Below are 13,221 nucleotides of genomic sequence, written 5' to 3' on the forward strand. Positions count from 1 at the left end.
AGCCAGCACCCACACCCTCCACCTGCCCGACACCGAACTGACCACCGACACCACCGGTGCCGTCGCCTCCTGCCAGCGCTACTACAGCCAGGCCGGCGCACCCACCGTGATGCGCGCCATCACCCGCGGAACCGGCGACCCCGCGCTGACCGCGATGGTCACCGACCACCACGGCACCGCCACCGCCACCATCGCACTGTCCACCGGGCAGGCCATGCAACGCCAAAAGAGCGACCCCTTCGGCGTCCCCCGTACCGAAGACAGCAACTGGCGCTCCCACCGCGGCTACCTCGGCGGCACCGACGACACCACCACCGGCCTCACCCACCTCGGCGCCCGCGAATACGACCCCGACACCGGCCGCTTCATCTCCGCAGACCCCATCCTCGACATCGCCCGCCCCCTCAGCCTCAACGGCTACGCCTACAGCGCCAACAACCCCGTCACCCTCACAGACCCCTCCGGCATGGACTACGGCTGTGGTCCAAGTGCAGGTGCCTGCCTGCCCGCGGACCCGGACGCCAACGCCGGCCACTGCCCGCCCTTCTGCAGCGCGGACGGCAAGCCCCACGGCCCAAGCACCGGTGGTATGTACAACGGAGGCAACGTCAACCCCAACGGCACCTCGGGCGGCGGAACCGTCTCAGTAACTATCACCAGCACCGTGTCGCAGAACTGCAACTGGCAGTGCAAGGCAAAGGGCTGGGCGCAAGACCACATCGAAGTCGTTACCTTCGCCACCGAGATCGTTGTCGATGCTGGCTGTGGTGTAGGAGTTGCCGCCGCTGGTGTAGCAACTGGTGGCACCGGCCTCGCTCTCGCTGCTGGCTGTGCTGCCCTCGGCGGCCTGGCCAGCTCATGGGTCGGAAACTACCTCGATCCCAACGCAGACCACAGCGACGCCGGATATCTCAAAGCCGAAGTAACCGGCGGCGCTACAAGTGCCGCATACGCCGTAACCGGCTACGGAGCCGGTGTGGCGCTAGAGAAGGGCGCGACAGCTCTCGCTTCAAAACTCCTCGCCAAGGAGACAAAGGCAGCAGCTCACTCGCCAACCGTCTGCTTCCGGAGTTTCAGCCCAGATACCTTGGTCCTTATGGGCGATGGCACCACAAAGCCCATCGCGAAGATCAAGCTCGGCGACGAGGTCGAAGCTGCCGACCCGGAAACCGGTAAACATCAGGGCCCGCGCAACGTTGCTGCAACGCTCGTGCACAAGGACGATGACCTGGTAGACCTCAGGGTTCAGGACAAGAGCGGCAAGATCAGCACAATCCACGCGACAGCCAACCACCCCTTCTGGGACGCCACTGCCCACACCTGGACTGAAGCCGGTCAACTCGAAACAGGCCACCTGCTCAGCACCGCAGGTGATCACCGTGTTCTGCTCGCTGGAGTAGCCCTCCGGTATGGCGTGGCCCACATGTACAACCTCACAGTCGCTGACTTGCACACGTACTATGTACTGGCAGGGGCCACGCCGATCCTCGTTCACAATAGTGGGCCGGGGTGTGGATCCGTTTGGATCGATTCGAACAGGGTGCCTCATCATTTCAAGCATGCCGCTGACTTCGGGGTTACTGCAAAGGAGAGCAAGGCGAGCAAGCAGGCATTCGTGAACGCCTTGCAGGATTTTGTCAAGCATCCGGGGAACGTCCAGATATCGGGGACTTATCGTGGGACGCCTGCCCGACACTACGTGGATCTCAACACTGGACGCCACGTCTCGGTGGATATCGAGTCGGGCGAGATGCTTGGGGCGTGGAAATCGGATGTGAATTCAGACCAGTTCTGGTACCTGACCATGCAAGGGAAGCTATAGATGGCCACGTTGGAGCCCTTCCTGGTACTCGCGGAGGCTGTTTCCGAAGGGAGGATCTCCCCTTCAGAGTTCTCCCTTGTTTGCCTCCCCCTGTACAAGGGGTATGGCGGTCCGTATCCGTCTCCCGAGCACTATCAGGCGGCGACAGATCTCTTTTATGTCGCGCATGACTACGATTCAGCCGGCATCGGTATGCCGGACCTACTGAACGATGACCAGGTTCGCCTGAAGGCGGCTGATATCGCGAGGCGAATGAGGCTACTCGTGCAGTAGCCAAATTCGAAGAGGCAGATTTGGTGGAAGAGTGGGTGGGTCTCTCGGTTCTGGGCCGAGGGACCCACCTGTGATCTTTTGACGGCGACGCTGACGGCAACGCAGCCGGACGCAGACGGCCCCACGAGGCAGCTCGTGGGGCCGTCGGCATTCCTGAAGGCACGCAGTGCTACGAACTGGCGTCGGTCTTGAGGGCGTCGGTGAGGGTGTTGATGGCGGCTTGCTGGAGGCGGGGGCGGACGTGGGCGTAGACGGCGGCGGTGACGCCGATGTGGGCGTGTCCGAGGAGCTCCTTGATGACGACGAGTTCGACGCCCTGTTCCAGGAGGAGTGTTGCGGCGGTGTGCCTGAGGTCGTGGAAGCGGATGCGGCGGAGGCCGGCCTTGCGGAGGAGCGTGGTGAAGGCGCGGGTGAGGTTGGGGGGTCGATCGGTCGACAGGGTCCCTTGCATGATCGAGGTCTGTCCGGATTCATCCGGTGATGCCGAGGGCGGCCAGGGGCCTTCGCCAGTCGCGGGCGGTGTGACGTAGGGCGGCGGCGATGTTGGTGTGGCCGTCCTGACGGTGGACACCGATGGCGAGGTTGCGCAGGCCGGCCATGATGCGCGGGAGATGGCCGACATGGATCTTGGAGTCGTCCTCGCGGAACGTGCGGTCACGGACGTGGTGGAGAAGATTTTCGATCTTCCAGTGGCCTCTGATCCAGTCCGCGATCTGGGCGCCGGTAACCGCGCCGGGCGGCAGACTGGTGATCAGGTAGACGCGCTCGATGGTGAGCTTGCCGCTCGTGAAGTCCTTCCTCCAGCGCACGACTTGAAGGGCCTGGCGGGCGTCGGGGTAGTCGAGGTGGGCGAAGGCGGCGGTCTTCAGCCGCCGGATCTCCAGGCGGTGGTGGGCCCGGGTGCGGTCGTAGTGGTCGAGCGTGATCTCGCGCCAGGGCAGACGGCGGACGCGGTCGAATAGCCCGGGATGGTTGGCCTTGACCTGGGCGATGTAGTGGGCACCACACTCGCGGAGGTAGGTGCCGTGAGCGTGCTGGGTGAGCAGCGCGTCGGCGGTGATGACCGTACCGGTCAGGTCGACGCTGTCCAGCAGGGGCCGGAAGGCGGGGATCTCGTTGCTCTTGTCGGCGACCTGACGCTGGGCCAGGACGTGACCGATGTGGTCCATCGCGGCAAGCTGGGTGACGTGCTTGGCGGTGGCGGTGCGCGAGCCACGCAGGGCTTTGCCGTCAACAGCGATCGCCCGCAGTCCGGGGCCGGCTGGGGCGGCGCGGGCACTGAGGAAGGCGCCGATTGCCTGGTCCAGGGCGTCACCGTCGAGCTGGACGAGGAGACGGCGCAGGGTGTGTGGGTGCGGGACGGACACGGTGCCGGAGAGCGGGTCGGTGGGGAAGCCGAGAGCCCGGCAGGCCCACGCGGGGAGGTCGCTGATCCATTCCGTGATCGCGGTGAGCGAGCGGGCGCCGGCCAGGACACCCGCCGCGGCCGCGGTGACCAGGGCGGACAGTCGGTAGCGGCGGCCACGGACGCCTCGCGGATCGGGCACCAGATCCAGGAAGCCGGACAGCGCGACCGCGTCCGCCAGCGGGACCGGCGCGGCAGCCCGGCCCAGTTGGTCCAGCGCGGTGGGCATGAGGGAAGATGCAGGAGCAGGCACGGACTCGCCAGGTGTTCATGGGACTTCGACACTCACATGATCACCGAGACCGTGCCTGCACTGCGTTTGCCTCCTGCCCGAACCAGGACGTCCACCCCAGACCGGACCAGCATGATGTTCCGGACGAATCGCGATCATGCAACGGCCCCTGGGAGGACACCCGACGGTGGCAGCGGGAAGCCGAACTCTTCCAGCAGCGGTGGCGGTATCTGGAGGGCTTGACGGAGCTTGCGCGCGAACGGCTGCACGAGATGACCGCACGTCAGCAAGCGTTCGACCTGCTGGAACTCCAAGTGGTAATCCTGGGTGATGTCCCACGCAAGACCCGTGCCGATGACGGGATCAGTGAGTGGTTCCGGGACCGTGACAGAGCGGTGCCGCTGCTCACCGACGAGGCATAGGCCAAGGTCGAGCCGCTGTTCACGGTGCGCAAAGGTCGACGCAGCCGGGACCCCCGGGTCACACTTGATGCAGTGCTTCACAAGGCCCGCGCAGGGTGTGCATGGAGTTCCCTGCCGTCTCCGCCGGGCAACCTGTCGAGCGTGTGGCGACGGTGGCTCCGCACGGGCTTTTGGGGAGAGTTGATGGAGGCGCTGGTGGACGTGCCGGGAACCCCGGTCGTGGAGAACGGCATCACTTTGCCCCCTCTGGAGATCCGGGGGCTGGTCGACCCGCTGCGGCTGGCCGTGCCCAAGGCGTACGTCGTCCTCGCCGAGGGCTGGGAGCCGGGCCCGCAGACCGCCGCAACGCTCTTCGCGCACTCGCGGGCCGTGCTCGCCCCGTACAAGCGGGTGCGGCGCATCGAGTTCGCCGAGCTGCCCAAGACCGTGTCCGGCAAGATCCGCCGCATCGAGCTGCGGCAGCGCACCGCCGAGGGTGCCGTCGGCACCGAGTACCGCGAGGAGGACCACAGGTGAGCACCCCCGCGAGTCCCGTCGAGCCGTCCTACGCGAGCGGCACCGGTACCACCGCGCTGCTCGGCGACACCATCGGCCGCAACCTGGACCGGGCCGTCGCCGCCTGGCCGGACCGCGACGCGCTGGTCGACGTGCCCAGCGGCCGCCGCTGGACCTACGCGCAGCTCGGCGCCGCCGTCGACGACGTGGCCCGCGGCCTGCTCGCCAAGGGCGTGGGCAAGGGTGACCGGGTGGGCATCTGGGCCGTCAACTGCCCCGAGTGGGTGCTCGTCCAGTACGCCACCGCCCGGATCGGCGCGATCATGGTCAACATCAACCCGGCCTACCGTGTCCACGAGCTGGCGTTCGTGCTGGGCCAGGCCGGCATCGAGGTGCTGGTCGCCTCCACCGCCTTCAAGTCCAGCGACTACCGGGCCATGGTGGAGCAGGTGCGCGACGAGTGCCGCTCGCTCACCGAGGTCGTGTACATCGGCGACCCCACATGGGACGCCCTCATCGAGGCGGGGTCCAACGTCCCCCACGGGCAGCTCGCCGAGCGCGCGGCGGAGCTGTCCTGCGACGACCCGGTCAACATCCAGTACACCTCCGGCACCACCGGCTTCCCCAAGGGCGCGACCCTCTCCCACCACAACATCCTCAACAACGGCTACTTCGTGGGCGAGCTGGTGGGCTACAGCGAGCAGGACCGGGTCTGCCTGCCGGTGCCGTTCTATCACTGCTTCGGCATGGTCATGGGAAATCTGGGCGCCACCTCGCACGGCGCCTGCATCGTCATCCCGGCACCCGGCTTCGACCCGGCGGCGACGCTGCGAGCGGTCGAGCAGGAGCGCTGCACCTCGCTCTACGGGGTGCCGACGATGTTCATCGCCGAGCTCAACCTGCCGGACTTCGCGACGTACGACCTCTCCTCGCTGCGTACCGGCATCATGGCCGGTTCGCCCTGCCCGGTCGAGGTGATGAAGCGGGTGGTCGCCGAGATGAACATGGCCGAGGTGTCCATCTGCTACGGCATGACCGAGACCTCCCCGGTCTCCACGCAGACCCGCCGGGACGACGATCTGGAGCGCCGCACTGGCACCGTCGGGCGGGTGCTGCCGCACGTCGAGGTCAAGGTCGTCGGCCCGGACGGCGTCACGGTGCCGCGCGGCACGGCCGGTGAACTGTGCACCCGCGGCTACTCGGTGATGCTGGGCTACTGGGACGAGCCGGAGAGGACCGCCGAGGCGATCGACGCCGGCCGCTGGATGCACACCGGTGACCTGGCCGTGATGCGGGAGGACGGCTACCTGCAGATCGTCGGCCGCATCAAGGACATGATCATCCGCGGCGGAGAGAACGTCTACCCGCGCGAGATCGAGGAGTTCCTCTACGCCCACCCGAAGATCGCGGACGTCCAGGTGGTCGGCGTCCCCGATGAGCGGTACGGCGAGGAGATCCTGGCCTGCGTCGTCCTCAAGGACCCGGCGGCATCGCTGACCGTGGAGGAGCTCGGCGAGTTCTGCCGCGGCCGGCTCGCCCACTACAAGGTCCCTCGCCACCTGCGGCTGATGGATGCCTTCCCGATGACCGTCAGCGGCAAGGTCCGCAAGGTCGAACTGCGGGAGTCCTTCAGGCCCGCGTGAGGTCCGCGACCCGCCGCGCCACCTCCTGCGGCGGCGCGGCGGTCGTGTCGAGAACCGTCGCGGCCGCCCGGAGCCAGGGCAGGGCCTTCGCGTACTCCTCCAGGTGGTCCAGTCGCCACTGCCGGGCGCCGGTCTCCACCGTGTCCTGCTCGATCCTGCGGGTGAGGGTGGCCCGGTCGGTGTGCAGCAGGAAGTGCCGCACGGGCAGGCCGGCCCGCTCCAGCCCCTCCTCGATCTCCCGCCAGTACTCCTCCACCAGCACGGTCTGGGGCACGATCAGCGTCCCGCCGAGGTGGCCGTGCACCTGCGCGAGCGACGCCACGGTGAGCGCCCGCCACGGCGGCCACTCCTGGAAGTCCCGCACGGGCAAGGCCTCCTGGAGCGCGTGCCGCAGCATGAACCCGACGTGCTCGGTGTCGAAGACGTGCGCTCCGGGAACGAGTCGCATCAGGTGCGAGCACGTCGTGGTCTTGCCCGCGCCGAAGGTGCCGTTCAGCCAGATGATCACGCGCGCCACCCTAGCCGCCGTTACCCTGGCAACACATCGGACACGTACGGGAGATGGGGGCGACGGGGATGGCGCACTGGGAGGACGGGCGGCCGGTGGGCGGTGACCAGTCCGCGATCCCGGAGCTGGTGTCCGCCGTGGTCGGGGCGGGCGGGGTGGTCCTGCTCAGCTCGTTCATGCAGGCGGTGGGGACCAAGCTCGGCGAGATCACCGCGGCACGCATGGGCGGCCGGGGCTTGTGGCGGCGGCGCGGCACCACCGAGGAGGAACGGACGGCTGCCGCCTTCATCGCGGCGGTGCAGAAGCTCGGTTCGGTCCGGCGCGAGGGCGGCGGGGTGCTGCGGCTGGAGGACGAGGGCTCCCGCACCCGGGTGCAGGTGCACCCGTTGCTGCCGGTCGAGGCGGTCGCCCAGTTCCAGCGGCTCGACCTGCGCCACCCGGAGGTGGCGGGCCTGGAGATCGCCTGGACCGAGACCCTCGGCGACCACCCGCAGGGTGTCTGGGCCACGACGGGCGGCGCCGAGGGCGCCGGCACCCGCTACTTGTGGAACGACCTCCGCCGCACCTGGGAGCCCCACCGCCGCACGCCCTGAGGGAGACCGTCACCTCCACGACACCCGCCGTTCAGCCGGGGGTTGCCGGGTTGTCGACGCGCGCGTCGTCCCGGCGGGGAGCGGTTGCTAGGGTGCGTGCTGCGCTGCCGCGAAAGCCCTGTTCCGGGGCGGCGGCGCAACACGGATGCCCCGGGGGCGTGTGCCCGCGCCCCGGTCCACGCGGCGGGGCGGCTTTCGCTACATCTTGGGTTTGGAAGGATTCATGACGGCTTCTCCCGACGAGCCGGCGCCGGCGCCCGACGAGGCCCCGGTGGGGCCGTCCCCCGCCGGTACGGTGCTGCCCCGGCGGACCCGGAGGACGTCCGCGATCGCCGACGCTGCCGCCGCCACCAGCCGGACGCCCACGGACTGGGCGGGCGGCGACGCCCCGACGTTGCGGGCCAGGCAGGCCGCCGCCCTTCCCGAGCGGCCCGAGGAGGCCACCGAGCCGGAATCCGCCTATGCGGACGGCTTCGCGGCCGGGCTGGTCTTCGCGTCCCGCTCGACGTCCGGTTCCGATGAGGAGCCGTCACCGTCACCGGCGACGGCTGCGGCGCCGGCGCCGCGGGCGCCCGCCGCGAAGGGGCGCGGGTGGTCCCGGCCCCTCCTGCTCGTGGGCGTGGGTCTCGCGGTCGGCATGCTCGTCTGCGTGCCGTTCCTCGTGCGGGGTTCGGGCGAGGAGGACCGCGGCCCGGCGGCCGTGACCCTCGCCGACGCGAGCCCGGCCGACGAGGCGCCCGGGACCGGCCTGGCCACGGCGCGCCCCTCCGGCAGTGGGTCGCCGTCCCCGGGGGGCACTGCGCGGCGCTCGCCGGAATCCGGTTCCCCGGAAAAACCGGCCGGGACCGCGAGCGCGAGCGGGGGCAAGGCCACCTCCGGCGCCACGAGCGGCGCTTCGGCGCAAGCGCCCGCCGCCGGCCCTTCGCATTCCGCCGCTGCGCCCGGCACGGCGATCCGGAGCCACGACTCGGGCCGCTGCATCGACGGCAGCCCCCCGTGGGGCGAACCGCTGCAGCTGTGGGACTGCACGGGCAGCGCCGCGCAGTCCTGGCAGATCGGGCCGGACGGCAGCATCCGTTCCCGGGGCCAGTGCATGGACGTCGCGAACGGTTCGCGGGACGACGGCGCGGCCGTCCAGCTGGTCGACTGCAACGGCACCGGGGCCCAGCAGTTCCGCCTCAACGCCGCTCACGACCTGGTCAACGTCCAGGCCGACAAGTGCGTCGAGGCGGAGGACTCGCCGGGGGTCAACGGCACCAGGCTGCGGTTGTGGAGCTGCAGCGGTCAGGACAACCAGAAGTGGAGCCGCGGCTGACAGCCGGCCCTGCGGTTCGCGCGGGCGGCGGTCAGGCGTTGTCGTTCCGCGCCAGGCACAGGACGTACTTGGTCGAGCCGCGTTCCGCCCGGAACGCGGCCACCGTGCGCGGGTAGGTGGCGCACCGGCCGGTGTCGGTGGTGTCGTCGAAGCGGCCGACGACCTCGTACTGGGCCTTCGCCGAACCGCAGTCGACGACGGACACGTCCGGGAAGAGGGTGTTCCCGCTGCTGTGGACGCAGTCGCCGACCTCGGCGTACTCGGGGTCGTTGTGGAGCGCCAGCCAGCCGCCGCCGATGAGGATGACCGGTATCAGCAGGCCCAGGGCGGTGGGTCGGAGCAGGACCGGCCGGCCGGGGTCGGCGGGCGTGCCGGGGGCGCCGGGGACCGGCTCGGGCAGGCGGCTGATCTTCCACCGCTGGAACAGGTTCACCAGCAGGGTGAGCGGGTTCAACAGCAGCGAAGTGGGACTCCACCAGCCCGCGATCAGGCTGTCGGAGACCATCTCGCGGTGCTTGGCGATGCCGCAGCGCCGGCAGAACGGTGCCCTGACCTTCAGGAAGCGCATCATCACCACCATGCCCTGGTGACCGCGGACGGTCGCCTCGACCGCCGGCACCGAGCCGCAGAACAGGCAGGAGCGTCCGTAGCCGGGCACCTCCTGGCCGAAGGGCGGCAGCGGTCTCGGCCGGGCGGCCGGGGGCGCTGTCCGTGGTTGTGCCAGTGACTGTGCCTGCGGCCCGAGTTGGCGCTGGGCGGGCGGCTGGGGCTGCGCGGGCGACGGCGTCGGCGTGGTCAAGGAGATCACCTGGGGTCCGTGTGAATCCGGTGTGAAGGGCGAGCGGAACCCTACTGGTTGGTACCGACATCGATCGACCCCATTGCCGGACGGCTTTCGCGTCCCCTTCTTGACCCGCGTGCCGGGGCGGCCTATGTTCACAGTAGTTCCGCATGACAAAAGAATAATTTCGCAATGTGGAATGCACCGGGCGCGACAACCTGGACCGCAGGACGACGCAGGAGTGACCGAATGCCTCGAATGACCGCCGCCCGAGCGGCAGTGGAGATCCTCAAGCGCGAGGGCGTGGACACCGCGTTCGGCGTGCCCGGCGCCGCGATCAACCCCTTCTACGCGGCCCTCAAGGCCTCCGGCGGCATCCAGCACACGCTCGCCCGGCACGTGGAGGGCGCCTCCCACATGGCCGAGGGCTACACGCGTACCGCCCCCGGCAACATCGGTGTCTGCATCGGCACGTCGGGACCCGCGGGCACCGACATGATCACCGGCCTCTACTCGGCGACCGGCGACTCGATCCCGATCCTCTGCATCACCGGGCAGGCGCCCACCGCGGTGATCCACAAGGAGGACTTCCAGGCCGTGGACATCGCGGCCATCGCCGCGCCCGTGACGAAGGCGGCCACCACCGTCCTGGAGGCGGCCCAGGTCCCCGGCGTCTTCCAGAAGGCGTTCCACCTGATGCGCTCCGGCCGCCCCGGCCCGGTCCTGATCGACCTGCCGGTCGACGTCCAGCTCACCGAGATCGAGTTCGACCCCGAGACGTACGAGCCGCTGCCGGTCTGGAGACCCGCCGCCACCCGCCGCCAGATCGAGAAGGCGCTCGCCATGATGGCCGCCGCCGAGCGGCCGCTGATCGTCGCGGGCGGCGGGGTGATCAACGCCGACGCGGCCGGTCCGCTGGTGGAGTTCGCCGAACTGACCGGCACCCCGGTGGTGCCGACCCTGATGGGCTGGGGCGCCATCCCGGACGACCACGACCTCAACGCGGGCATGGTCGGTCTGCAGACCTCGCACCGCTACGGCAACGCGACCTTCCTGGAGTCGGACTTCGTCCTCGGCATCGGCAACCGCTGGGCCAACCGCCACACCGGCCGGATCGACGTCTACACCAAGGGCCGCACCTTCGTCCACGTCGACATCGAACCCACCCAGATCGGCAAGATCTTCGCCCCCGACTACGGCATCACCTCCGACGCCGGCGCCGCGCTCGACCTGTTCGTCGAGGTGGCCCGGGAGCTGAAGGCCGCCGGCGAACTGCCGGACCGCTCCGGCTGGGCCGCCTCCGCCCGGGAGCGCAAGGCGACCCTGCACCGCCGTACGCACTTCGACGACATCCCGATCAAGCCGCAGCGCGTGTACGAGGAGATGAACCGCGCCTTCGGCCCCGACACCCGCTACGTCACCACGATCGGCCTCTCCCAGATCGCGGGCGCGCAGATGCTGCACGTCTACCGGCCGCGCCACTGGATCAACTGCGGCCAGGCCGGCCCTCTCGGCTGGACCGTGCCGGCCGCCCTGGGCGTGGCGAAGGCCGACCCGGGGGCGCCGGTGGTGGCCCTTTCGGGCGACTACGACTTCCAGTTCATGATCGAGGAGCTCGCGGTCGGCGCGCAGCACCGGATCCCCTACGTCCACGTCCTGGTGAACAACGCCTACCTGGGCCTGATCCGGCAGGCCCAGCGGGCGTTCGACATCGACTTCGAGGTCAACCTGGAGTTCGAGAACGTCAACTCGCCCGAGCTCGGCGTCTACGGCGTCGACCACGTCAAGGTCGCCGAGGGACTGGGCTGCAAGGCGATCCGGGTCACCGAGCCGGCCGGGCTCGGTGCCGCCTTCGAGCAGGCGAAGAAGCTCGCCGCCGAGTACCGGGTGCCGGTCGTCGTCGAGGTGATCCTGGAGCGGGTCACCGACATCGCCATGAGCGTCACCAACGACATCGGCGACGTCGTGGAGTTCGAGGAGTTGGCCACCGAACCCGGCCACGCTCCCACCGAGATCATCCCGCTGACGAGCTCCTGAGCCCGGGCTCGACCGCCGCCACCGGCCGCCCCGCCCTGACCTCCGGGCGCGGCGGCCGGACTCCATGCACGACCGTCACTCACAGCGGTCCGAACAGCCAGTTGCCGGGGGCCTCGGGGTCGGTGCCGATGTAGTAGGCGCGGATGGCCGCGACCAGTTCGGCCGTGCTCACACAGCCGTCGCCGTCGGTGTCGATGCGGTTGAAGGCGGCGGCGATTTCGGCGGCGGGCGTGTTGAAGGCCCGTTGCAGGACCTCGAACTCCCCGCGCACGACGTGGCCGTCGCCGTCGGTGTCGCACAGAAGGGCGACGGCCTCGGCCGCGGGGTGGAAGACCGGGTCGAAGGCGGGCCCCTCGATGAAGGCCTTGGTCATCCCGTGGTGGTACTCCGCGGAGGACAGCCGCCCGTCGCGGTCCCGGTCGGCGTAGGCCGCCAGTTCCGCCCAGACGGCGTCCAGCCGCACCGCCACCGCCTTGCCCTTCGGCGAGGTGGGGGACATGCCGAATCCGTGGATCAGCCGCGCGCCGACGTCCTGGAAGTCGGCGCGCTCGGCATATCCGTTGCCGTCCGTGTCCAGACGGCGGAAGGATTTGTCGAGCTTGCGCTTCAGTAGGGCCGTAGACATCGCTGCGTCCTTGACGTAGTCCTGGGGTGCCGTACGGAGGGGAACCTCTCGATACTCCCCCGGGAGCGGCGCTCGCGCGACCCGAGTGACCACGGTGGGTGAAGGATTGGGCTGAGCCCCCCGCCGCGCCCGGCGGACCCGGCTCAGGGCGTGGCGTGCGGGCCGGTCCTGATCAGGACGTCGGCGGCGTCGTTGACCGGCTGCGGCGTGCCGGTGAGGTCCATGACGAACAGCGGCACCCCCAGCCGGTCCGCGCGTTGCCGGGCGTCGTGGGCGTAGCCCGCCAGGGAGAAGAAGGCGCCGGTGGAGTCCTCGTTGAGGCAGTTGAGCCAGAGGGTCTCGACGTCCCGCAGCGGCGTCGGCCGCGTCGTCGGGTCGACCTGGGCCACGACTCCGTCGCCGCGCAGGTCGATGCCGTTGGCCGAGTGGTCCCCCGGCGTGCGTACGCCCGCGAAGCCGAGCCACTTCAGGTACTGGGCGGCGGCGGTGACCGCGTCCCGCGCGGTACGGATGGTCACCGGCCGGAACGGCGGCCGCTGCGCCGGCGCCGAGGGCCCCGGGCCGGCCTGCCGCTCCGGGGGGACGGGGCGCCGTTCGGGCATCCACAGGGCCCGGGTGTCCACCGGCAGCCGGACCACCGCCCCGCAGTCGCAGCCGAGTTCGGGCTGCGGCCACTGCTCGTCGCGGCCGCAGTCGGGGCAGCGCATGGCCACCCAGGAGTCGTCCCAGGACCGGTGGCGGATCTGCAGCGGGATGCCGCCGCGCAGGATCGGCAGGGCCAGCGGCGTGCCGCAGGCGCAGGGGAAGACGGGCGCGGTGTAGGCGTGCTCCCGGCGGCAGGCCGGACAGCGCACGGGCACGCTCTCTGCCATGGTTCGCGACTCCTGGGCGGTGCGGCGGTGCGGCGGTACTCGCCGGGACGGTCCTGCCGTCCATGGTCCCGCACGCGGTGCCCGTCGTGCACCCGTCTTGCCGCCGCCGGTCATGCGGCGGCACACCACCGCCCGGGGACCCCTGCCGCGTCCGGCCCGGTCGCGGTACGGGTCCCCGGGCGGGGCCCGGTTCGGGGC

General features: G+C 70.1%; 12 protein-coding genes and 3 pseudogenes. 9 read left to right on the top strand and 6 right to left on the bottom strand.

Annotation, left to right across the window (positions count from 1 at the left end):
• Both ACRWNP_RS35935 and ACRWNP_RS35940 read left to right on the top strand, forming a co-directional pair.
• On the top strand, window positions 1-1,822 hold a 1,822-nt coding region (locus ACRWNP_RS35935), incomplete at its 5' end, for an RHS repeat-associated core domain-containing protein (protein WP_431969039.1).
• A complete protein-coding gene (locus ACRWNP_RS35940) occupies window positions 1,823-2,095 on the top strand; it encodes a hypothetical protein (protein WP_431969041.1) in 273 nt (90 codons plus the stop codon).
• Between the two features lie 169 nt (window positions 2,096-2,264).
• Here the strand turns inward: ACRWNP_RS35940 and ACRWNP_RS35945 are convergent.
• Window positions 2,265-2,519: pseudogene (locus ACRWNP_RS35945) on the bottom strand (tyrosine-type recombinase/integrase); the annotation flags it as partial.
• A gap of 46 nt (window positions 2,520-2,565) precedes the next feature.
• A complete protein-coding gene (locus ACRWNP_RS35950) occupies window positions 2,566-3,729 on the bottom strand; it encodes an ISAs1 family transposase (RefSeq protein WP_431969043.1) in 1,164 nt (387 codons plus the stop codon).
• Between the two features lie 242 nt (window positions 3,730-3,971).
• Here ACRWNP_RS35950 and ACRWNP_RS35955 point away from each other — a divergent pair, with 242 nt between their 5' ends.
• The 4 genes and pseudogenes from ACRWNP_RS35955 (at window position 3,972) to ACRWNP_RS35970 (ending at window position 6,292) form a co-directional block, all read left to right on the top strand.
• The gene (locus tag ACRWNP_RS35955) at window positions 3,972-4,154 is read left to right on the top strand and encodes a hypothetical protein (RefSeq protein WP_431969045.1); all 183 of its coding nucleotides are present in this window, start codon (window positions 3,972-3,974) and stop codon (window positions 4,152-4,154) included.
• A 15-nt stretch (window positions 4,155-4,169) separates the two neighbouring features.
• Window positions 4,170-4,325 (top strand): annotated as a pseudogene (locus tag ACRWNP_RS35960) (transposase); the annotation flags it as partial.
• Between the two features lie 96 nt (window positions 4,326-4,421).
• A pseudogene (locus ACRWNP_RS35965) lies at window positions 4,422-4,670 on the top strand (AMP-binding enzyme); the annotation flags it as partial.
• Complete coding sequence (locus ACRWNP_RS35970; protein ID WP_431969047.1) at window positions 4,667-6,292, top strand: AMP-binding protein; 1,626 nt, start codon at window positions 4,667-4,669, stop codon at window positions 6,290-6,292. The pseudogene ACRWNP_RS35965 and the gene ACRWNP_RS35970, both read left to right, overlap by 4 nt.
• On the opposite strand, the gene ACRWNP_RS35975 is transcribed toward ACRWNP_RS35970, so the two are convergent.
• Window positions 6,279-6,800, bottom strand: a complete 522-nt coding sequence (locus tag ACRWNP_RS35975; protein WP_431969049.1) for an AAA family ATPase — start codon at window positions 6,798-6,800, stop codon at window positions 6,279-6,281. The two genes, ACRWNP_RS35970 and ACRWNP_RS35975, sit on opposite strands and share 14 nt — an antisense overlap.
• Before the next feature lie 68 nt (window positions 6,801-6,868).
• Between ACRWNP_RS35975 and ACRWNP_RS35980 the strand changes: the two genes are divergently transcribed.
• Window positions 6,869-7,393 (top strand): hypothetical protein, encoded by a 525-nt coding sequence (locus ACRWNP_RS35980; protein WP_431969051.1) that lies wholly within the window; start codon window positions 6,869-6,871, stop codon window positions 7,391-7,393.
• 223 nt (window positions 7,394-7,616) lie between these two features.
• The gene (locus ACRWNP_RS35985) at window positions 7,617-8,708 is read left to right on the top strand and encodes a ricin-type beta-trefoil lectin domain protein (RefSeq protein WP_431969053.1); all 1,092 of its coding nucleotides are present in this window, start codon (window positions 7,617-7,619) and stop codon (window positions 8,706-8,708) included.
• Window positions 8,709-8,739: 31 nt separating this feature from the next.
• On the opposite strand, the gene ACRWNP_RS35990 is transcribed toward ACRWNP_RS35985, so the two are convergent.
• Complete coding sequence (locus tag ACRWNP_RS35990; RefSeq protein ID WP_431969055.1) at window positions 8,740-9,507, bottom strand: LppU/SCO3897 family protein; 768 nt, start codon at window positions 9,505-9,507, stop codon at window positions 8,740-8,742.
• A gap of 231 nt (window positions 9,508-9,738) precedes the next feature.
• Between ACRWNP_RS35990 and gcl the strand changes: the two genes are divergently transcribed.
• Window positions 9,739-11,526, top strand: coding sequence for a glyoxylate carboligase (gcl, locus tag ACRWNP_RS35995; protein ID WP_431969057.1), 1,788 nt, complete (start codon window positions 9,739-9,741; stop codon window positions 11,524-11,526).
• A 79-nt stretch (window positions 11,527-11,605) separates the two neighbouring features.
• Here the strand turns inward: gcl and ACRWNP_RS36000 are convergent, their stop codons facing one another.
• Together ACRWNP_RS36000 and ACRWNP_RS36005 are read right to left on the bottom strand one after the other, a co-directional pair.
• A complete protein-coding gene (locus tag ACRWNP_RS36000; protein WP_431969059.1) occupies window positions 11,606-12,151 on the bottom strand; it encodes an EF-hand domain-containing protein in 546 nt (181 codons plus the stop codon).
• Window positions 12,152-12,294: 143 nt separating this feature from the next.
• Window positions 12,295-13,023 (bottom strand): hypothetical protein, encoded by a 729-nt coding sequence (locus ACRWNP_RS36005; protein ID WP_431969061.1) that lies wholly within the window; start codon window positions 13,021-13,023, stop codon window positions 12,295-12,297.
• Between the last annotated feature and the right edge of the window lie 198 nt (window positions 13,024-13,221).

It is taken from the genome of Actinacidiphila sp. bgisy160, from assembly GCF_965342435.1.
Taxonomy (GTDB): Bacteria; Actinomycetota; Actinomycetes; order Streptomycetales; family Streptomycetaceae; genus Actinacidiphila.